Here is a 19419-nt window from a genome sequence, read left to right as displayed (position 1 = left end):
GCTAGCGCAGACCCAGCTTCCGGGCCTCGAGCTCGATCTTGGCGGCCCGGCGGCGGCGCCGGCGGCGGTCGTGCCGCCGCTGCCCGGACGGCCAGCGCGCCTCGACCGTGGCGTTGAGCTCGGCGCCCAGCAGCACCGCCATGCCGAGGAAGAAGCAGAACAGCAGGGCCGCGATCGGTGCGGCCAGCGCGCCGTAGGGCAGCGCCGTGGTGAGGACGTCGGCCACGTAGGTGCGCAGCACCAGCGCGGCGCCGATGAAGAACCCGGCCGCGAAGACCGCGCCCAGCAGGTGCCTGACCCACGGCAGCCGCCGGGGCAGCGTGACGTGGTAGAAGCTCGTCAGGGCCAGCACCAGGACGATCGCGACCAGCGGCCAGTACACCGCGTTCACCAGCACGGTCGCCGTCGACTGCAGGTCGGTGGGCAGCAGCGACACCAGGGCGCTGCGCCCGAGCACCAGCAGCGGCAGCGACAGCACGGCCAGGACCAGCGCGACGACGAACAGCCCCAGGGCCATCAGCCGGGTGCGGATCGGCCCGCGGATGTCGCGCTGGTCGTAGGCGATGACGCTGGTGTTCATGAAGGTCGCGACACCGGAGGACCCGGCCCACAGCGACAGCAGGAAGCCCAGGCTGACCACGTCGAGCCGGCCCGAGCCGAGGATGTCGGTGAGCGTGGGCTGCACCAGGCTGTCGACGACGGCGGGGGTCAGCGCCTCCGAGGCCAGCTGCACCAGCCGCGCCTCGATCTCCGCCACGGCCGAGTCGCCGATGAACGACCCCAGGTAGCCCAGCGACCCCAGCAGCCCGATGAGCAGCGGCGGCACCGACAGGATCTGCCAGAACGACGCCTCCGCCGACAGCCCGAGGATGCGGTCCTGCCAGGCCTTGGCGACGGTGCGCCCGAGCACCTGCAGGGGGACCCGGAGCGGCGCGGGCAGCCGGGACACCAGCGAGCGGCGCCTGGCGGGCTCCTCGGTGTCCGGCGCGGCGGCGGCACCGCCGGCCCCGAGGTCGCCGGCGGAGGCCGGGGAGCCCGAGGGCAGGACGGTCGCCACCGGCCCAGTGTGCCGGAGCTGTGGCGCGCCCGTGCGGACACGCCCACCCGGAGGGGTCAGGTCCGCCGCGGACGACGACCGGTCGGCTGGGCCGGGGCGCCCGGCGCGGTCGACTCCGGGGCGGCCGGGGCGACCGGCACGCACCGGATGACCGGCTCCGCGGCGTAGCGGGTGTCGAAGTCCTCGGTGCGCAGCTGCTCGCCGGTCGTGGGGTCCTTGAAGATGCGGGTGACGGTGATGTCGAAGCCGTTCGCCCCGGCCTGCGGGTTGCAGTTGCCGTCGTCGGGCTTCTCCTGCACCACCGGGGTGCGCACGTTGTACCGGTCGCTGCTGACCGACTCGACGTCGTAGCGCTGGGTGCCCCAGAAGGTCACCGTCAGGGCCCCGGGCACCCACTGGGTCTGCACGTACACCCCGGTCGGGCTGTCGTTGCGCCACTGCAGGTCGATCGAGTCGTAGTAGACCGTGGCCTCGCGGCCGGCCGGGTAGCGGCTGATGTAGTAGCTGTGCGGCTTGTGGTAGACGTCCTCGAGGCCGGCGAAGAAGACCGCGTTGAACATCGTGGTGGCGAACTGGCTGATGCCGCCGCCGACCGCCTGGGTGAACTCGCCGTTGTTGATCACGCCCGCGGGCACGTAGCCCTGGGCCTCGCCGCGCGGGCCGGTGTAGCCGTTGAGGCTGAAGGTCTCACCCGGCAGCACGACCGCGCCGTCGACGAACTCGGCCACCACCCGGATGTTGGTGCCGCTGGCGGAGTTGGTGAAGTTCGTGGTGAAGGAGCTGATCGGCTCCACGATGCCCAGGGCGTTCGCCTCGTCGGTGGTGAACTCCGCCGGCACGGCCCCCAGGCTCGCGGTCACCGCCCGCGGCGCGGGCTCGGTGAGCACCGGGCGCAGCGAGGAGGCCAGCGCGGCCGGGTCGATGCCGGTGCCGTCGACCGACGGGACGACGGCGATCGTGTCGCCGGTGATCTGGAACCGGGCGTCCTGGGCGGGGGTGCCGAACTCGCCGAGCTGGTCGCCCAGCGCGGTCTGCAGGGCGGCGGGGTCCAGCGAGACGTCCAGCGCGCCGCCGTCCCCGGCCGCGAAGCGCAGCGCCGCCGCGATGCCCTCGGGGCTCAGCTCCGCCGAGGTGCCGTCGTCGCCGCTGACGGTGACCGGGGCGGCCACGGCCGGGGTGACGACCTCGTCGAGCGCCTGCTGCGCCGCGGAGTCCTCCACCTGGACGTCGACGGTCTCGACCGGCAGCTCGATGGGGGTCTGCGGGTCACCGCCGGAGGCCAGGGCCTCGGTGACGGCCTCGCCCGCGGCCTCGCGGTCCAGCAGCCGGCCGGTCACCGCCGGGACGACGGTGGCCGTGGTGCCCTCCAGCGCGATCGTGGCGTCGACCGGCGCCCGGTCGACGGTCTCGGCGAACGCGTCCACCTGGGCCGCCAGCGCGGTCTCCTCGCCGGTGATGACCGGGGTGACGTCGCGCTCGGAGAACACCGACACCAGCCGCGTCCAGGGGTTCAGCGGCTGACCGGAGGCAGCCCGCACCGTCGAGTCGACGTCGAGGGTGATGCCGGCGGTGGCGGGGGAGAGCACGCCCTGCACGTCGTCGGCCACCAGCACGTGGTCGGCGGTGACCCGCGGGGCCAGCTGCTCGGCCAGGGCCTGGGAGGCCGCGGCGGGGGACAGGCCGCCGATGTCGACGCCGGCGACGACGGTGTTGCGGGGGACGTCGTCGCCGGCGACCGCCAGGTCGACGGCGTACGCCACGCCCAGGGCCAGCAGGACGGCGGCGGGCACCAGCACGGCGGGCCGGCGCCAACGGGACCGGCCCGACCCGGCGGACCCGTCGGCGGGACCGACCAGCGGGTCGGGGGAGCCGTCCGGGTGGGCCGGCGGCGCCGCGACGGTGGTCGGTGCGGGGTCGTCGAACACGTCGCGGGGGACGACCGCCGCGGGCACCTCGGCCGTCTGCTCGACGTCGGCGACGTCGTCGTCCCCGCGGTCGTCGGCGCCCGTGCCATGCGCATCGTCGTCGTGGGGCTCGTCGTCGTCGGCGGGCTCGTCGGCCTGCTCCGCGGTTGCCCGCTGGTCCGGCTCCGCGGCCGGGTCGTCAGCGGCGGGCACCGCGCCGATCACCTGGGTGGAGTCGGGCTCCTCGGGGCGCGCGCCGGCGCGCAGCTCACCGGTCGGGGTCTGGTCGACCGGCAGGGGGTCGGGCGTGCCGGCGTCGGCGGCGCGCCGTCGGGGGTTCACCGGGAGCGGCTGGCCGGCCGGGGCGACGGGGGTCTGGTCGCCCCAGCCCGGGGCGACGGGGCGGGGGCGCTCGGCGGCGGGCGGCGCCGACGGGCGACCGGACCCCACCGTGCCGTCGGGCTGCAACCGCGCGGTGCGGTCGTCGCCGACCGGGGTCTCACCCTCGGGTCGAGGGTCAGAGTCGCGGCGGGGGGTCTCGTCGCTCATCGCTGGGTCACGCTCGCTGTCGGTCGGCCGGTCCAGGGGCTCCGGACGCGGCGACGCCGCCGGTACCGCGCCCCGTGGAGGGGTGGGCGCCGGCGGCGTCGTCGGGTGAGAGCTCCATCGCTGTGCGCGACGATAGCGCCTCGGTCAGGCGGTGACGGGCTGCTCGCTGTCCGCGTCGATGATCTCGATGGCGATGTCGCGCAGCTTGGCGTCGTACTCGCGGGCGTGGTGCCCGCAGAACACGAGGTCGCTGCCGCTCGCGAGCACGACCCGCACCTTGGCCAGTGCACCGCACCGGTCGCAGTGGAAGGGAACGACCAGGTCATCGGTGGAACGGTTCGTCAGGGTCTGGGGCATCTGGTCATCACTCGCTCTCTACCGCACGGACCCGCGTTCGCGGATCGGCCTCCTGCACAGCGCCAGGATGACCCCCGGTGTTCCCGATCCGGCCCTCCAGCCCTCCGACGCGCCGCACGCGGTGTGCCGGGTGGTGCAGGACCTGGGTTGTGGAACGGGTGAGCAGGGATCGCACTGGTCCATCGGTGTTGCGTGGTTCCGCTGCTCTCGTTGACGGCTCCACGATACGACTGATGCCCGGCGGGTGCCGCCGCCAACCCCGAGCTCCCCCACCGGAGTGGGAAACGTGATGCGGCCGTGACCGGGCGCACGGGCGACCTCAGTCCAGGTAGTCCCGCAGGACCTGGCTGCGGCTGGGGTGGCGCAGCTTGGACATCGTCTTGGACTCGATCTGGCGGATCCGCTCGCGGGTCACGCCGTAGACCTGGCCGATCTCGTCGAGCGTGCGCGGCTGGCCGTCGGTGAGGCCGAACCGCAGCCGGACGACGCCGGCCTCGCGCTCGGACAGCGTCTGCAGCACCGAGGTGAGCTGGTCCTGCATGAGCGTGAAGCTGACCGCGTCGACGGCGACGACGGCCTCGGAGTCCTCGATGAAGTCACCGAGCTGGCTGTCGCCCTCGTCGCCGATGGTCTGGTCGAGCGAGATCGGCTCCCGGGCGTACTGCTGGATCTCCAGCACCTTCTCGGGGGTGATGTCCATCTCCTTGGCCAGCTCCTCCGGGGTGGGCTCGCGCCCGAGGTCCTGGAGCAGCTCGCGCTGGATGCGGCCGAGCTTGTTGATGACCTCGACCATGTGCACCGGGATGCGGATGGTGCGGGCCTGGTCGGCCATGGCCCGCGTGATGGCCTGCCGGATCCACCAGGTGGCGTAGGTCGAGAACTTGTAGCCCTTGGTGTAGTCGAACTTCTCCACCGCGCGGATCAGGCCGAGGTTGCCCTCCTGGATCAGGTCCAGGAACGCCATGCCGCGGCCGGTGTAGCGCTTGGCGAGGGACACCACGAGCCGGAGGTTGGCCTCGAGCAGGTGGTTCTTGGCCCGCTCGCCGTCGCGCACGATCCAGTTCAGGTCCCGCCGCATCTGCGGGGTGAGCTTCGCGCCGGTCTCCTCGACCTGGCGCAGCCGCTCGGAGCCGTACAGGCCGGCCTCGATCCGCTTGGCGAGGTCGACCTCCTCCTCGGCGGTCAGCAGCGCGACCTTGCCGATCTGCTTGAGGTAGGCGCGGACGGAGTCGGCGGAGGCGGTGAGCTCGGCGTCCTTGCGCGCCTTGCGCAGCGCCTCGGACTCCTCCTCGTCCTCCCACTCGGACTCGGCGGCGGGGGCGCCGGCGTCGCCGTCGGCGTCGTCGTCCTCCGGGCCCTCGGCGAGGCCGTCCTTGCCGACGACGGCCGACTCGTCCAGCGCCAGGCCCTGCCCGCCGCCGACCACGGCGACGGTGCTGTCCTCGGTGGCGACGGCGGTGAGCACGGTGCCCTCGGGGGAGTCCTGACCGGGGGAGGGCGCGATGGTGGGCTTGGGGCTGCGGGGACGCTTCGCGGCGGCGGGGGCCGTGGCGCTGGCCTTGGCGGACTTGGCGGCGGGCACTCGAGTTCCTTCCCGTGCTGCGGCGCGTTCCCCGGGGCCGTCAGGCTGGCCGGCGACGCTCCGGGACGCCGACAGTGTAGCGACGGTCACGTCCGCGGCAGCGGGATCCGGCACGCGGCCGGTCCGGAAGGATTGTGCGCGATCGGCTACTGGCCGATGCGCTGCTCCGCGGCCAGTGCGGCGCCCACGATCCCGGCGTCGTTGAGCAGTTCCGCGGGCACCACGCGGGTGCGGGTGGACAACAGCGGCACCCACTTGTGCGCCTTCTTGCTGACCCCGCCGCCGACCACGATGAGGTCGGGCCACAGCCCGCGCTCCAGGGTGTCCAGGTACCGGTCCACCCGGGCGGCCCAGTCGGGGTAGGAGAGGTCCTCGCGCTCGCGGGCGGCGGCGGAGGCTGCCTTCTCGCCGTCCTTGCCGTCGACCTCGATGTGCCCGAACTCGGTGTTGGGCACCAGGCGGCCGTCGATGAACAGCGCGCTGCCGATGCCGGTGCCGAAGGTCAGCATGAGCACCAGGCCGCGCTGGCCCTTGCCCGCGCCGTAGGCCATCTCCGCCAGGCCCGCCGCGTCGGCGTCGTTCAGGGTCTGCACGGTGCCCGGGATGCGGGTCTCCACGGCCGCGGCCATGTTCGTGCCGATCCAGGACGGGTCCATGTTGGCGGCGGTGTAGGCGACGCCGCTCTTCATGACCCCGGGGTAGGTGACGCCCACCCGGCCCTCGTACCCGAACTGGCCCACGACGTCGGCGATGACGTCGCACACCGCGTCCGGGAGGGCGGGCTGCGGGGTGGGGATGCGGACCCGTTCCCCGATGAGCTCACCCCGGTCCAGGTCCACCAGGCATCCCTTGATGCCGCTGCCGCCGACGTCGACTCCGAAGCCCTGCACGCGGACAGGCTAGTGATCCGGGTCGCGCACGGTTGCACCAGCCGCGCGCGACCTCACCCGGCAGGATCAGCCTGTGACCTCCGACGTGCGTCCCGACCCCGCCGAGCTGCTCGACCTGGCGCTGGCCACCGCCCGGGAGGCGGCCGCGCTCGTCGCCGACGGCCGGGCCCGCGCCGCCGACGACGTGCAGAGCAAGACGACCACCGTCGACGTCGTCACGGCGGTGGACAAGGCCAGCGAGCAGCTGGTGGTCGACCGGTTGCTGTCGGCCCGCCCCGACGACGGGGTGCTGGGTGAGGAGGGTGCCTCCCGGCCGGGCACCAGCGGGGTGCGCTGGGTGGTCGACCCGATCGACGGCACGGTCAACTTCCTCTACGGGCTGGGGTCCTACGCCGTCTGCATCGCCGCCGAGGTGGACGGCGTGCCGACGGTGGGCGTGGTCGCCGACGTCCCGACCGGTGAGGTGTACGCCGCGGTGCTCGGCGGCGGCGCCTGGGTGGAGTCCGGCGGCGGGCGCACCCCGCTGCGCTGCTCGGCGCCGGCCAGCCTGGAGGTCACGCTGGTGGGCACCGGGTTCGCCTACGACCGCGGGATCCGCACGTGGCAGGGCGAGGTGCTGGCCCGGCTGCTGCCCGAGGTGCGCGACGTCCGGCGGTGGGGGTCGGCGGCGGTGGAGATCTGCCTGGCGGCCGCGGGCCGGATCGACGCGTTCTACCAGCTGGACCTCAAGCCCTGGGACTTCACCGCGGCCTGCCTGGTCGCCGCCGAGGCGGGCCTCGAGGTGCAGGTGACGACCGGCCAGCGGATGGCCGACCCGCTCGTCACCGCCGCCCCCGCGGGCATCGCCGAGGACTTCCGGGCCCTGGTCGCCCGGGCGCACACCCCCTAGCAGGCGGCGGCGGAGGCGCTCGCGGCCGGCGTGAGGGCGGCGGCGACCGCCTCGGGGGTGGCCAGCTCGGTGAACTCCGGGCCGATGACCAGGTCGACGGTCGCGTCCGCCCGGGTGTCCTGGTAACTCCCGGCGCCGGGCAGGAACAGCGCGACGTAGCGGGCCGTCTCGGCGCCGCGGGGGCCGAAGCGGACCTCGCCCGCGCCGGTCACCTCGCCGCGGCGGGGGGAGGAGTCGTTGGCGGCCTCGGTCACCACGAACCCGCGCGACTGCATGGTCGCCGCGACCGTGCCGGCCAGGCCGGCGGTGTCGGTGGCGTTGAGCACCCGGATCTGCACGGTGGTCGGGTCCAGCGAGGGCGCGGCGGCCTCGGCGCTGGAGCAGGCCGCGGCGTCGGCGCGGGCGCCGGCAGCCTCGGTGCGGAACACGTTCCACCACACGAAGACGGCGGCCAGCGCGAGCACCAGCAGGAACATGACCGGGACCAGGGGACGGCGGTCGCGGCGGGCGCGGGCCGGGCGCCGCTCGCTGGTCTGGGTCAACTGCGCTCCACTCGGGGGAGGACGGGGATCGGCGAGATCGTAGTGCGGTGGGGCCGGGTCAGACCGCACCGTCGGTCAGCGCGGCGCGCCCCAGGGCGACGCAGGGGTCGATCTTCTCCGCGTAGCCGGTGGTGTCCTTGCCCGCCATCGCCCCCGCGGCCGACCGGGCGACGATGCCGGCGAGGATCGCGGCGAACTTGAAGTAGGCGAAGCCGACGTACCAGGACAGGTCGCCCAGGTCGGTGCCGGTCCGGGCGGCGTACCGCTCGGCGACCTGGGCCCGGGTGGGGAACCCGGGCAGGGTCGTGACCGCCGAGAGGGCGACCCCGCGCTCCTCGCCCGCCTCGGGCCAGTAGACGAAGAGCATGCCGAGGTCGGTGAGCGGGTCGCCGAGGGTGGACATCTCCCAGTCCAGGACCGCGCGCACCCGGCCGGGCACGTCGGGGTCGAGCAGGCAGTTGTCCATCCGGTAGTCCCCGTGCACGATCCCGCTGCGCCGGGTGACCGGCACGGTGGCGGCCAGCTGCGCGGCCAGGGCGTCCAGCTCGGGCCGGTCGGTGTCGCGGGTGGCCTCCCACTGAGTGGTCCAGCGCCGCACCTGCCGGGCGAGGAAGCCCTCGGGCCGCCCGAAGTCGGCCAGGCCCACCGCGGCGGGGTCGACGGAGTGCAGGTCGGCCAGCACGTCGACCAGGCCGTCGCCCATGGCGCGGCGGTCGGCCTCGGTGTCGGCGTAGCCGGGCGGGAGCTCGTCGACGACGTGCAGGCCCTCGACCCGCTCCATCACGTAGAACGGCGCCCCCAGCACGGCGGGGTCGGTGCACAGGTGCAGCGTGCGCGGCACCGGCACGGGGGTCCCGGCCAGTGCACTGATCACCTTGTGCTCGCGGGCCATGTCGTGCGCGGTGGCCAGCACGGCACCGGTCGGCGGGCGGCGCAGGACCACCGCGTCGGACGACGGCCCCTCGGCCGGGGTGACGACGTAGGTGAGGTTGGACATGCCGGCGGCGATCAGCGACACGTCGACCTGCTGCCAGCGCGGGTCGTCCAGGACGGTCGCGAGGTAGGGGCCGACGACCCCCGGGTCGGCACCCACGGTGGCGGTCATCGGCGCAGGGTAGCCTCTGGCGCTCCCGACCCGGACGACCCCGTTCCACGGCCGTGCGACGACGCCCACCGCACCCGGTGTGTGACGCCCGCCGACCCGGGCACAAACGCGGCACCCGCCACGTTGGGTGGCCTGCCGGAGTCCGGCAGCACCGCGAGCGGGGGCCCCGAGGGCCCGCCCGAGACCGCGGCGGCCGGACGGCGGCGGAGGACAACGGGCCAGCGGGCCCGCACCACGAAGAGAAGAAGAGGGGCACACCATGGCCACCGACTACGACGCCCCACGACGCAACGAGGCCGACGAGCTCGGCGAGGACTCGCTGGAGGAGCTCAAGGCCCGCCGGGCCGAGGCCCAGTCCTCCTCGGTCGACGTCGACGAGACCGACTTCAACGAGGCGCTGGAGCTGCCCGGCGCCGACCTGTCCAACGAGGAGCTCACCGTCCGGGTGCTGCCGAAGCAGGAGGACGAGTTCACCTGCTCCAGCTGCTTCCTGGTCCACCACCGCAGCCGGCTGGCCTCCACCAAGGGTGACCGGCTGATCTGCCGCGACTGCGCCTGATCGGCCGAGCTGGACACCGGGGGGACACCGTGCAGGAGGAACCGCGCACCGCACCGGCCAGGGACGTCCCGCGTCCCCGGCCGGTCGACACCGGCGTCGAGGACACCGGCAGCCCGCTGACGCGGGCGGCCCGGTCCGTCGCCGACGCGGTGGGCGGCCTCCTCGGTGAGCGCCCCGGGGAGGACGCACCCGCGGGCAAGGGCGGCCGGGCGGGGGCCGTGCTGCGCGACGTCGTCGGTGCCGTGGCCACGGCGGCCCGCGCCGGGCGCGGCGACGACGACGGGCCGGTGGACGGCGGCACCGCCCGCGCGGGCGACGAGGACCGCGGTGGCGGGTGGCGGCCGGGCACCGTGCTGTCGGACCTGCTGCACGCCGCGGCGCCCCGGCTGCCGATCCGCGACGCCGAGCGGCTGCGCGCCGCCTACCCCGGCATGGACCGCGACGCCGTCGCCGACGCCCTGGTCACCCGGTACGGCCGGGTGACCGCCGGGATCGGCGCGGCCACCGGCGGGCTCACCGCGGCGCAGTGGTTCGCGCCGCCGTCGATGGTGGCCCTGCCGCTGGAGCTGGGGGCGGAGACCGTCCTGGTGGCCGCGGTCGAGGTGGTCCTGATCGGCGAGCTGCACGAGCTGCACGGCCGGCCCGCACCGGGCGACGCGCGGGAGCGGGCCGCGGCCTACCTGACCAGCTGGACCCACCAGCGGGCCGTCGACACCGGCTCCGGTGGCGGCGGCGGGCTGCTGGCCACCCTCGGCAGCGCCGGGGTGAACGCGCTGCGCCGGCGGGTCACCCGCCGGCTGGCCCGCAACGTCTCCTCGGCCGCGCCGTTGCTGCTCGGCGCGGGCCTGGCCGCCCGCAGCAACCGCAAGGCCACGACGCAGCTCGCGGAGGCGGTCCTCGCCGACCTGCGCGCACCCGGACGGCACTAGCCTCGGCCCGTGCCGTCCCCGCCCGCGTCCTCCCCGGCGCCGCTGCCGGTCCCGGTCGTCCTCGCCGAGGGCGCCGTCGCACCGGTCTACGCGCGTCCCGGTGACGCCGGCGCCGACCTGGCGCTGACCGAGGACCTGGAGCTGGCGCCGCACCAGCGCGCGCTGGTCGGCACCGGGGTGGCGGTGGCCATCCCCGAGGGGTACGCCGGGTTCGTGCACCCCCGCTCCGGCCTGGCCCACCGCGTGGGCCTGGGCATGGTCAACGCACCCGGCACCATCGACGCGGGCTACCGCGGCGAGATCAAGGTGAACCTGGTCAACCACGACCCCGAGCGCACCATCCGGCTGCGCCGGGGCGACCGCATCGCCCAACTGGTGGTGCAGCCGGTCGTGCAGGCGGACTTCCGCCCGGTCGCGGAGCTGCCGGGCAGCGCCCGCGGCGCCGGCGGGCACGGCTCCACCGGCGGGTTCACCGCACCCACAGCGACACCGACGCAGACAGAGGGGCAGGCCTGACATGCCGTTCGGACGACGGCGCAACCGGATCGAGCGCAGCGTGCGGGAGCGGGGCGTCCCGCCCGAGCCGCAGGTCCGCGAGCGGCCGCAGGAGGAGACCACCGGCCCCTACGACGAGGCCGACGCCCCCGAGGACGGCGTGCAGCGCATCGACCTCGGCTCGCTGCGGCTGCCCGCCGTCCCCGGCATGGAGCTGCGGGTCGACGTCAACCAGGCGCAGAAGGTCATCGGGGCCAGCCTGCGGTCGGGCGACTCGCTGCTGCAGGTGTCGGCGTTCGCCGCGCCCCGGGCCGGCGGGATCTGGGAGGGCGTGCGCGCCGACCTGGTCACCAGCGCGAAGGGCCAGGGCGGGTCGCTGAGCGAGCGGGAGGGCCCCTTCGGCCCGGAGCTGGCCGGCACCGTGACCGCCAGCCCGCCGCCGCAGCCGGGCCAGGCCGCCCCTGCGGCACCCGTGCGCCGGGCCGCCCGGTTCATCGGCGTGGACGGTCCGCGCTGGTTCCTGCGCGGGATGATCTCCGGCCCCGCGGCGGAGACGCCCGAGGCCGGTGCCGCGCTCGAGGACGCGTTCCGCTCGATCGTCGTCGTCCGGGGCACCGAGCCGATGCCGGTGCGCGAGCAGCTGCCGATGACCCTGCCCGCGCAGGCCGCCCAGCAGGTGGCCGCCCAGCAGGCGGCCCAGAAGGGTGGGGCGCAGCAGGGTGTGGTGCAGCCGTCGGCACCGGGGGGCGGTACCGGTCCTACCCTGGACGCGTGACCGAGACCCGTCCGAAGGGCTGGCTGGCCCAGAAGCTGGCCAAGCTGACCGCCGACGACCAGACCATCGACGCGCAGGAGCTGCAGTCCGACGTCGTCAGCTCCGGCTGCGAGCCGGTCAGCGCGTGCCAGAAGGGCAAGGTCGTGGCGGTGACCGGCCGGCTGAAGTCGGTGGTCTACACCCCGCGCGAGACCGTGCCCACGCTGGAGGCCGAGCTGTTCGACGGCTCGGGCTCGGTGACGCTGGTCTGGCTGGGCCGCCGCCGCATCCCCGGCATCGAGCCCGGTCGCACGCTCACCGCGCGGGGCCGGTTCGCCTCCTTCGAGGGCCGCAAGGTCATCTACAACCCCTGGTACGAGCTGAGCGCCGGGTGAGCCGCCGGTGAGCCCTGCGCAGGGGCGCAGGCCGGTCGCGTTCGACCGGCAGCTGGTGCTGGACTCCCTCGGGGGCTGGCGCGGCATGGTCGACGTCTCGCTGCCCACCGTGGCCTTCGTCGTCGCCAACGGCCTGGGCGGGCTGACGGTCGGCATCTGGGCCGCCCTCGGCGCCGCCGTCCTGGTGTTCGGGCTGCGGATGCTGCGCAAGGAGAGCGTGCAGCAGGCCATCAGCGGCCTGATCGGCGTCGCGATCGCCGTGGCCATCGCCCGGGCGTCGGGGGAGGCCCGGGACTTCTTCGTGGTGGGCCTCATCCGCAACGCCGGGCTCGGCGTCGTCCTGCTCGGCTCGGTGCTGGTGCGCTGGCCGCTGGTCGGGGTGGCCGCGGAGTTCCTCGCCCCCAGCCACCTGGGGTCGATGGCCGACCACAGCGTCGGGGGCAAGCTCGCCGGCCGGCTGCGGGCCCGCGGCGCGGCCGTGGTCGAGGCCGCCGAGGAGGCCGCCGAGGCCGACACCCAGGACGAGGCCCAGGACCGGTCGGACGACGAGCGGCAGCCCGACGCCGCGCCCGAGCGGCACTGGCGCGACGACCGGCGGATGCTGCGGGCCTACACCTGGCTGACCGTGCTGTGGGCCGGCACGTTCCTGGTCCGGTTCGCCGTGCAGGCGGTGCTGTACTGGCAGGACCAGGTCGCGCTGCTGGGCACCGCGTCGCTGGTGCTGGGGCTGCCGGTCACCGGCGCCGCGCTGGTGGTGACGCTGTGGGTGGTGGCCCGCCTGCACCGTCACCGCACCGCCGACAACTAGCCGACGGGTCGGCCCGAGAGCACCTCCTGCAGCTCCTCCTCGACGTCGCCGTGCATGACGAACAGCAGCTCGTCGCCGGCCTCCAGGGGCTCGTCGGGGGAGGGCGTGATGACCCGCTCGCCGCGCAGGATGGCGGTCAGCACCGTCTCGCGGGGCAGCGGCACCTCGCGCAGCGCCCGGCCCACCCAGGGGGTGTCCTCGGCCAGGGTGATCTCGGTGAGGTTGGCCGCGCCCTTGCGGAAGCTCATCAGCCGGACGACGTCGCCCACGGTCACCGCCTCCTCGACCAGCGCGGCCAGCACCCGCGGGGTGGAGACGGCGACGTCGACGCCCCAGGCCTCGGTGTAGAGCCACTCGTTGCGCGGGTCCTTGACCCGGGCGACGACGCGGTTGACCGCGAACTCGGTCTTGGCCAGCAGCGAGACCACCAGGTTGGCCTTGTCGTCGCCGGTGGCGGCGATGACCACGTCGCAGGTGGCCAGCTGGGCCTCCTCCAGCGCGGTCACCTCGCAGGCGTCGGCCTGCACCCACTCGGCCCCGGGCACGGCCTTGGCCCGCACCTTGGACCCGTTCTTCTCGATGAGCATGACCGCGTGGCCGTTGCCCAGCAGCTCCCCGGCGATCGACCGCCCGACGGCGCCGGCCCCCACGATGGCGACCCGCATCAGTGGTGCCCTCCCTCGGGTGCGTTCTCGACCACGTCGTGCACGGCGGTGGCGATCTCGTCGGTGGCGGCGACGACCAGGTGGTCGCCGGACTGCAGCACGGTGCTCGACGTCGGCAGCTGCGCCTCGCCGAAGCGGACCAGCCACGCCGCCCGGGCGCCGGAGGCGCGCTCGAGCTCCTTCAGCGGGCGGCCCACCCAGCCGTCGGTGACGGTGACCCGCATGAGCAGCACCGTGCCGGTGGGCTCGCGCCAGATCTCGGTGACCTTGACGCTGAGCAGCTCGCGCATCAGCCGGTTCACCGTCCAGGGCACGGTCGCCACGCTGGGGATGCCCATGCGCTCGTAGACCTCGGCCCGCTTGGAGTCGTAGATGCGCGCCACGACGTGCTCGACGCCGAAGGTCTCCCGGGCCACCCGGGCGCTGATGATGTTGGAGTTGTCGCCGCTGCTCACCGCGGCGAAGGCCCCGGCGGAGTCGATGCCGGCGTCCAGCAGGGTCTGCCGGTCGAAGCCCAGCCCGGTGACCTGCCGGCCGTTGAACTCCGGGCCCAGCCGGCGGAAGGCCTCGGCGTTCTGGTCGATGACCGCGACGCTGTGCCCGATCTTCTCCAGCTTCCGCGCGATCGCCGACCCGACCCGGCCGCAGCCCATCACGACCACGTGCACGTGCGCTCCTGCGGGGTTCCGCCGCCCGGCGCCGGCCGCCGTGGCGTACAGGGCGCGAAGCTACACGTGTGCCGGGCCCCACCGGCGCGGACGCGGTGCAGGCCTCCCTCGTCCGTACCATCGCCGCGTGCCTTCGCTGTCCGACCTCGGGCAACTCCCCAAGCGCCTCGTGCTCGGCCGCCCGGTCCGCAGCGACAAGGCGGGGGAGTCCCTGCTGCCCAAGCGGTTGGCGCTGCCGATCTTCGCCAGCGACCCGCTCTCCTCCGTGGCCTACGCCACCCAGGAGATCCTCATCGTGCTCACCCTGGCGGGGACGGCGTTCCTGTTCCTGGCGCCCTGGCTGGCGGTGGCCGTCGTCCTGCTGCTGGTCGTGGTCGTGCTGTCCTACCGGCAGGTCGTGCACGCCTACCCCTCGGGGGGTGGCGACTACGAGGTGGCCGCGAAGAACCACGGCCGGTTCGCCTCGCTGGTGGTGGCCAGCGCACTGCTCACCGACTACGTGATGACCGTCGCCGTCTCGGTCGCGTCGGGCACCGACAACATCATCTCGGCGTTCCCGCAGCTGGCCGAGCACCGGGTGCTCATCGCCGTCGGGCTGGTCGCCTTCCTCGCCGCGGCCAACCTGCGCGGGCTGCGGGAGTCGGGCAAGGGCTTCGCCGTCCCGACCTACCTGTTCGTCGCCGGCATCCTGGTCATGGTGGTCACCGGGTTCCTCCGGTACTTCGTCACCGACGCGTCGCTGGTCGCCGAGAGCGCCGGCTACACGATCACCCCCGAGCCGGGTTACGACCAGCTCGCCGGGGTGGCCCTGCTGTTCTTCGTGCTGCGGGCCTTCGCGTCGGGCTGCACCGCGCTGACCGGCGTCGAGGCGATCGCCAACGGGGTGCCGGCGTTCCGGCCGCCGAAGTCCAGGAACGCGGCCACCACGCTGGCCCTCATGGGCGGGATCGCGGCGGCCATGTTCGCCGGCGTCACCGCCCTGGCGCTGTTCGCCGGCGTGAAGTACGCGGAGTTCCCGTGCGACCTGGAGGGCTTCACGAACTGCGAGACCGAGCCGCAGCGGACGGTCATCGCGCAGGTGGCCAGCGCGGTGTTCGGCGGCAGCGACTCGATCGGCTTCTTCTACATCCAGGCCACCACCGCGCTGGTGCTCATCCTGGCGGCCAACACCGCGTTCAACGGCTTCCCGCTGCTGGGCTCGGTGCTCGCGCAGGACCGCTACATGCCCAAGCAGCTGCACACCCGCGGGGACAAGCTGGTCTACAGCAACGGCATCCTGCTGCTGGCCGGTTTCGCGGTGGTCATGCTGGTGGCCTTCGAGGCCGACTCCACCCGGCTGATCCAGCTCTACATCGTCGGGGTGTTCACCAGCTTCACCATCGGCCAGTGGGGCATGGTGCGGCACTGGAACCGGGAGATGAAGCTCGTCGAGGGTGCCGAGCGGGCCCGGATGCGCCGGTCGCAGGTCATCAACGCCCTCGGCGGCTCGATCACCACGATCGTGCTGGTGATCATCATCCTGACCAAGTTCACCCGCGGCGCGTGGATCGTGCTGGTCGCGATGCCGTTCATCTACCTGCTGATGCGGCAGATCAACCGGCACTACACCCACGTCGCCGACCAGCTGGTGCCCAGCGGGGACTCCCGCACCCTGCCCTCCAAGGTGCACGCGGTCGTGCTGGTCAACAAGGTGCACAAGCCGACGCTGCGGGCGCTGGCCTTCGCCCGGGCGACCCGGCCCGACCAGCTGACCGCGCTGAACGTCAACGTCGACGAGGCCGACACCCGCGCGCTGCAGGCCGACTGGGAGCGCTACGACATACCGGTGCCGCTCACCGTGCTGGAGTCGCCCTACCGCGAGATCACCCGGCCGGTGGTCGACTTCGTCAAGGACATCCGTCGGGACAGCCCGCGCGAGCTGGTGGTGGTGTTCGTGCCGCAGTACGTGGTGGGGCACTGGTGGGAGAACGTGCTGCACAACCAGAGCGCGCTGCGGCTGCGCACCCGGCTGCAGTTCCAGCCCGGCGTCATGATCACCACCGTGCCGTGGCAGCTGGAGGGCTCCCGCGACCGCGAGGAGGTGCTGCTGCGCCAGCCCGAGGGCCCCGCGCCGGGCGACCTGCGGCGCGGCTTCGCCCAGGACCCGGCCGACACGTGAGCACCGACCGGGACTCCTGGGTCGGGCAGCGCTTCGAGGTGACCGTCGGCCCGGTCGCGCACGGCGGGCACTGCGTGGCCCGGCACGAGGGCCGGGTGGTCTTCGTCCGGCACGCGCTGCCCGGCGAGCGGGTGGTGGTCGCCGTCACCGAGGACCGGCACCCCGGCTACTGCCGGGCCGACGCCGTGGAGGTGCTCGACGCCAGCCCCGACCGGGTCGAGCGGCCGTGCAAGGCGTCGGGGCCGGGCCGTTGCGGGGGTTGCGACTGGCAGCACGTCGACCCCGCCGCCCAGCGCCGGCTCAAGGCCGACGTGGTCACCGAGCAGTTCGGCCGGCTGGCGGGGATGGACGTCGCCCTCGACGTCGAGGAGCTGCCCGGCGGTCCGCTGCGCTGGCGCTCCCGGGCCCGGTTCGCCGTCGACCGCGCGGGCCGCCCGGGGCTGCGCCCGCACCGGTCGAGGGACGTCGTCGTCCTCGAGGACTGCCCGATCACCGTGGAGCCCGCGGTGGCCGCCGTGCTGGGCCGCCGGTGGGACGGCGCCGGGGCGGTCGACGTCGCGGTGGACTCCGTCGGCGGGGTGACCACCACCGTGCTGGACCGCCGCGGCCACGCCCGGTCGACCAAGGTCGCGCGGCCCACCGGCGCCGAGGTCACCGGGGCGCGCGCCGAGCGCCGCGCCTGGCACCGGGACTGGCAGGTCGAGGGCACCGGCTTCTGGCAGGTGCACCCGGCCGCGGCCGACGCGCTGGTCGGGGCGGTCGCCGGCTTCGTCGGCGTCCGGCCCGGCGAGCGGGTGCTGGACCTCTACGCCGGCGCCGGCCTGTTCGGCGGCTCGCTGGCCGCCGGGGTGGGCGCCGGGGGACAGGTGGTCTGCGTGGAGTCCGACGCCGGGGCCTGCGCCGCCGCCGCGGACAACCTGGCCGACCTGCCCCAGGCCGAGGTGTGGCAGGGCGACGTGGACGCCGAGGGCCTGGCCGGGCTGCTCGCCGAGCTGGACGGCCCGCCGGACGTCGTCGTCCTGGACCCGCCCCGGTCGGGTGCCGGCCGCGAGGTCAGCGAGGTGCTGGCCGGCTCGGGGGCGCGGGCGGTGGCCTACGTGGCCTGCGACCCGGCGTCCCTGGCCCGCGACGTCGCGGTCTTCGCCGGCGCCGGCTGGCGGCTGGCCGGGCTGCGCGCCTTCGACGCCTTCCCGATGACCGCGCACGTGGAGTGCGTCGCGCTGCTGCTGCCCGGCGCTCAGCCCGTGGCCAGCGCCGAGAGGTCGTAGAGCTTCGTCGTCCCGGCCGGGACCTGCCGGCCGTGCCCCTCCACCCAGGCCAGGATGCGCGCGGCGTCGGGCCCGCCGCCGGTGCCGCCGACGTAGTAGTGGATCTCGTGGGCGGCGACGTCGGCCTCGAACTGGTCCAGGGTCAGGTCGGGGTCCTGCCCGGAGAACCCGCCGATGTCCATCACCGGTGCGCCGACGGCCAGCTGGATGGACGCACCGTGGTGGCCGGTGGTGGCGGCCACCCAGGTCCAACCCGCGGCGCCGGTCTGCAGCAGCTGCAGCGCGCGGGGGTCGATGCCGGCCCCGTCGTGCGGCCCACCGCGCCAACCGGCCGCGGTCAGCGGGGGCGGGGTGGCGTAGACGTTGCTGCTCTGGTTCACCGCCGCGGCGGTGCTCACCGACCAGCCCAGCGGCGCGGACACCAGCGCCAGCACCGCAGCGGCGAGGAAGACCCGCGGGCGGCCGAGCAGCAGGGCGACGAGCCCGGCCAGCACGACGACGCCGACGACGCCGGCCAGCACGCCCGCCGCCTCCGGGTGGTGCCAGTGGTAGCCCGCGTCCAGCACGACCCAGCCGGCGCCGACGAACACCCCGACCGCCAGCACCGCCCGCCCGGCCCGGCCGGCGCGCCACAGCAGCGTGCCGCCGAGGGCGACCAGCGCGGCCACCGCGGGGGCCAGCTGCACGGCGTAGTAGCTGTGCTCGATGCCCTTCATGGTGCTCAGCACGCCGGCGGTGACCACCAGCCAGCCGCCCCAGAGCACCAGGGCGGCCCGGGCCCGGTCGGTGCGGGCCGCCCGGGCGGTGAGCACCAGGCCGGCCACGAGCGCGAGCACGGCCAGCGGCAGCAGCCAGCCGGCCTCGTCGCCGCCGGAGCCCAGCAGCCGCCAGACCGAGGAGGAGGTGCGGTGCAGGCCACCGCCGCCGGCCATCTCGTCGCCGTTGAGCCGCCCCAGCCCGTTGTAGCCGAACGCCAGGCTCAGCGGGTCGTCGTCCTTGGTGCCGCCGATCCACGGCCGGTCGGCGCGGGGCACCAGCCGCACGGCCAGCACCCACCAGCCCGAGGCCACCACCAGCGCCACGCCGGCGGCGAGCAGCTGGAGCAGCCGGCGCCCGAGCCGGGGCGGGCCGGCCACCAGGTAGGCCGCGGCCAGGCCGGGCAGCACCAGGAAGGCCTGCAGCGACTTGGTGAGGAACGCCGTGCCGACGAACGCCCCGGCCAGCAGCAACCATCGGGTGCGGCCGTCCTCGACCGCCCGGCCGACCGCCCAGGCGGCCAGCACGCACAGCAGGGTGAGCAGCGCGTCGGGGTTGTCGTAGCGGAACATCAGCGTGACCACCGGGGTGACCGCCAGCAGCAGGCCGGCCAGCACCCCTGCCCACGGGCCGAGCACCCGCCGCACGGTCGCGGCGAGGACGGCGACGGCGAGCACGCCCATGAGCGCCTGCGGCACCAGCAGCGACCAGCTGGACAACCCGAACAGCCGCACCGACAGGCCCATCACCCACAGCGCGGCCGGCGGCTTGTCCACCGTGATCGACCCCGGGGCGTCCGAGGCGCCGAAGAACCAGGCCGACCAGCTCTGCGACCCGGCCTGCGCGGCGCCGGCGTAGAAGGCGTTGCCCCAGCCCGAGCGGGACAGCCCGACGGTGTCGAGGGCCGCGGTGCCGGCGAGGAGCACGCCCAGCGCCACCCGGGAGGCCGGGGGCCGGCGGCGCCGCGGGCGCGCGGGGGCCGGACCGTCGGCGGGCGCGGGGGCGTCGAGCACGGTGGTCACGGCTGAGGACTGTGTGCCCGGTTGCTGACAGCTCCCTCCCGGCCGGCTGTGGACCAGCCGCAGATCC

General features: G+C 74.9%; 19 protein-coding genes. 9 read left to right on the top strand and 10 right to left on the bottom strand.

Annotated features, from left to right (window positions below; all coding sequences use genetic code 11):
• Position 1: 1 nt before the first annotated feature.
• The 5 genes from BLT39_RS10865 to ppgK all read right to left on the bottom strand — a co-directional run bounded on the left by BLT39_RS10865 (position 2) and on the right by ppgK (position 6339).
• Complete coding sequence (locus BLT39_RS10865; protein ID WP_091062592.1) at positions 2-1057, bottom strand: YihY/virulence factor BrkB family protein; 1056 nt, start codon at positions 1055-1057, stop codon at positions 2-4.
• 56 nt (positions 1058-1113) lie between these two features.
• Positions 1114-3510 (bottom strand): VanW family protein, encoded by a 2397-nt coding sequence (locus BLT39_RS10860; RefSeq protein ID WP_207507851.1) that lies wholly within the window; start codon positions 3508-3510, stop codon positions 1114-1116.
• Positions 3511-3654: 144 nt separating this feature from the next.
• A complete protein-coding gene (locus BLT39_RS10855) occupies positions 3655-3867 on the bottom strand; it encodes a DUF7455 domain-containing protein (RefSeq protein WP_091062590.1) in 213 nt (70 codons plus the stop codon).
• 319 nt (positions 3868-4186) lie between these two features.
• Positions 4187-5539: an RNA polymerase sigma factor gene (locus tag BLT39_RS10850; protein WP_278246967.1), complete on the bottom strand. Its 1353-nt coding sequence runs from the start codon at positions 5537-5539 to the stop codon at positions 4187-4189.
• 56 nt (positions 5540-5595) lie between these two features.
• Complete coding sequence (gene ppgK, locus BLT39_RS10845) at positions 5596-6339, bottom strand: polyphosphate--glucose phosphotransferase (RefSeq protein WP_091062588.1); 744 nt, start codon at positions 6337-6339, stop codon at positions 5596-5598.
• 73 nt (positions 6340-6412) lie between these two features.
• On the opposite strand from ppgK, the gene BLT39_RS10840 reads away from it, so the two are divergent.
• The gene (locus tag BLT39_RS10840; RefSeq protein WP_091062586.1) at positions 6413-7228 is read left to right on the top strand and encodes an inositol monophosphatase family protein; all 816 of its coding nucleotides are present in this window, start codon (positions 6413-6415) and stop codon (positions 7226-7228) included.
• On the opposite strand, the gene BLT39_RS10835 is transcribed toward BLT39_RS10840, so the two are convergent.
• The gene (locus tag BLT39_RS10835; RefSeq protein ID WP_242658311.1) at positions 7225-7770 is read right to left on the bottom strand and encodes a LytR C-terminal domain-containing protein; all 546 of its coding nucleotides are present in this window, start codon (positions 7768-7770) and stop codon (positions 7225-7227) included. The two genes, BLT39_RS10840 and BLT39_RS10835, sit on opposite strands and share 4 nt — an antisense overlap.
• A 58-nt stretch (positions 7771-7828) precedes the next feature.
• A complete protein-coding gene (locus tag BLT39_RS10830) occupies positions 7829-8875 on the bottom strand; it encodes a phosphotransferase family protein (protein WP_091062583.1) in 1047 nt (348 codons plus the stop codon).
• 259 nt (positions 8876-9134) lie between these two features.
• Here BLT39_RS10830 and BLT39_RS10825 point away from each other — a divergent pair, with 259 nt between their 5' ends.
• From BLT39_RS10825 to BLT39_RS10800, 6 genes are read left to right on the top strand one after another with little or no spacing between them, the layout of a single operon-like run.
• Entirely contained in the window at positions 9135-9434 is a 300-nt protein-coding gene (locus tag BLT39_RS10825) for a DUF4193 domain-containing protein (RefSeq protein ID WP_091062581.1), read from the top strand.
• Between the two features lie 29 nt (positions 9435-9463).
• Positions 9464-10363, top strand: a complete 900-nt coding sequence (locus BLT39_RS10820) for a hypothetical protein (RefSeq protein WP_091062578.1) — start codon at positions 9464-9466, stop codon at positions 10361-10363.
• A gap of 9 nt (positions 10364-10372) precedes the next feature.
• On the top strand, positions 10373-10879 hold the full coding sequence (gene dut, locus BLT39_RS10815; RefSeq protein WP_091062575.1) for a dUTP diphosphatase: 507 nt from the start codon (positions 10373-10375) through the stop codon (positions 10877-10879).
• Position 10880: 1 nt separating this feature from the next.
• Positions 10881-11633 carry a DUF3710 domain-containing protein gene (locus tag BLT39_RS10810; protein ID WP_091062573.1) on the top strand — a complete coding sequence of 251 codons (753 nt, stop codon included), beginning with the start codon at positions 10881-10883 and terminating at the stop codon, positions 11631-11633.
• Entirely contained in the window at positions 11630-12007 is a 378-nt protein-coding gene (locus BLT39_RS10805; RefSeq protein ID WP_091062572.1) for an OB-fold nucleic acid binding domain-containing protein, read from the top strand. Before BLT39_RS10810 ends, BLT39_RS10805 begins: the two co-directional genes overlap by 4 nt.
• 7 nt (positions 12008-12014) lie before the next feature.
• A complete protein-coding gene (locus BLT39_RS10800; protein WP_242658310.1) occupies positions 12015-12815 on the top strand; it encodes a DUF3159 domain-containing protein in 801 nt (266 codons plus the stop codon).
• On the opposite strand, the gene BLT39_RS10795 is transcribed toward BLT39_RS10800, so the two are convergent.
• Positions 12812-13480, bottom strand: coding sequence for a potassium channel family protein (locus BLT39_RS10795; protein WP_091062570.1), 669 nt, complete (start codon positions 13478-13480; stop codon positions 12812-12814). The genes BLT39_RS10800 and BLT39_RS10795 overlap by 4 nt on opposite strands.
• Positions 13480-14148 (bottom strand): potassium channel family protein, encoded by a 669-nt coding sequence (locus BLT39_RS10790; RefSeq protein WP_091062567.1) that lies wholly within the window; start codon positions 14146-14148, stop codon positions 13480-13482. The genes BLT39_RS10795 and BLT39_RS10790 overlap by 1 nt, the downstream gene beginning before the upstream one ends.
• A 127-nt stretch (positions 14149-14275) precedes the next feature.
• Here BLT39_RS10790 and BLT39_RS10785 point away from each other — a divergent pair, with 127 nt between their 5' ends.
• Together BLT39_RS10785 and BLT39_RS10780 are read left to right on the top strand one after the other, a co-directional pair.
• Entirely contained in the window at positions 14276-16306 is a 2031-nt protein-coding gene (locus BLT39_RS10785) for an APC family permease (protein ID WP_091062566.1), read from the top strand.
• A complete protein-coding gene (locus BLT39_RS10780; RefSeq protein ID WP_242658309.1) occupies positions 16303-17574 on the top strand; it encodes a class I SAM-dependent RNA methyltransferase in 1272 nt (423 codons plus the stop codon). Before BLT39_RS10785 ends, BLT39_RS10780 begins: the two co-directional genes overlap by 4 nt.
• Here BLT39_RS10780 and BLT39_RS10775 read toward each other — a convergent pair.
• Complete coding sequence (locus BLT39_RS10775) at positions 17544-19352, bottom strand: glycosyltransferase family 39 protein (RefSeq protein ID WP_091062565.1); 1809 nt, start codon at positions 19350-19352, stop codon at positions 17544-17546. The genes BLT39_RS10780 and BLT39_RS10775 overlap by 31 nt on opposite strands.
• Positions 19353-19419 lie beyond the last annotated feature (67 nt).

This window comes from Klenkia brasiliensis (assembly GCF_900100695.1).
In the GTDB taxonomy this organism is placed as follows: domain Bacteria; phylum Actinomycetota; class Actinomycetes; order Mycobacteriales; family Geodermatophilaceae; genus Klenkia; species Klenkia brasiliensis.
This window is presented reverse-complemented; position numbering and strand designations above follow the sequence as displayed.

Excerpts from the sequence above, each read along its gene's own strand:
- BLT39_RS10795 (WP_091062570.1), bottom strand. The coding sequence starts at position 13,480 with ATGCGGGTCGCCATCGTGGGGGCCGGCGCCGTCGGGCGGTCGATCGCC.
- BLT39_RS10825 (WP_091062581.1), top strand. The coding sequence starts at position 9,135 with ATGGCCACCGACTACGACGCCCCACGACGCAACGAGGCCGACGAGCTC.
- BLT39_RS10855 (WP_091062590.1), bottom strand. The coding sequence starts at position 3,867 with ATGCCCCAGACCCTGACGAACCGTTCCACCGATGACCTGGTCGTTCCC.
- BLT39_RS10830 (WP_091062583.1), bottom strand. The coding sequence starts at position 8,875 with ATGACCGCCACCGTGGGTGCCGACCCGGGGGTCGTCGGCCCCTACCTC.
- BLT39_RS10860 (WP_207507851.1), bottom strand. The coding sequence starts at position 3,510 with ATGAGCGACGAGACCCCCCGCCGCGACTCTGACCCTCGACCCGAGGGT.
- BLT39_RS10810 (WP_091062573.1), top strand. The coding sequence starts at position 10,881 with ATGCCGTTCGGACGACGGCGCAACCGGATCGAGCGCAGCGTGCGGGAG.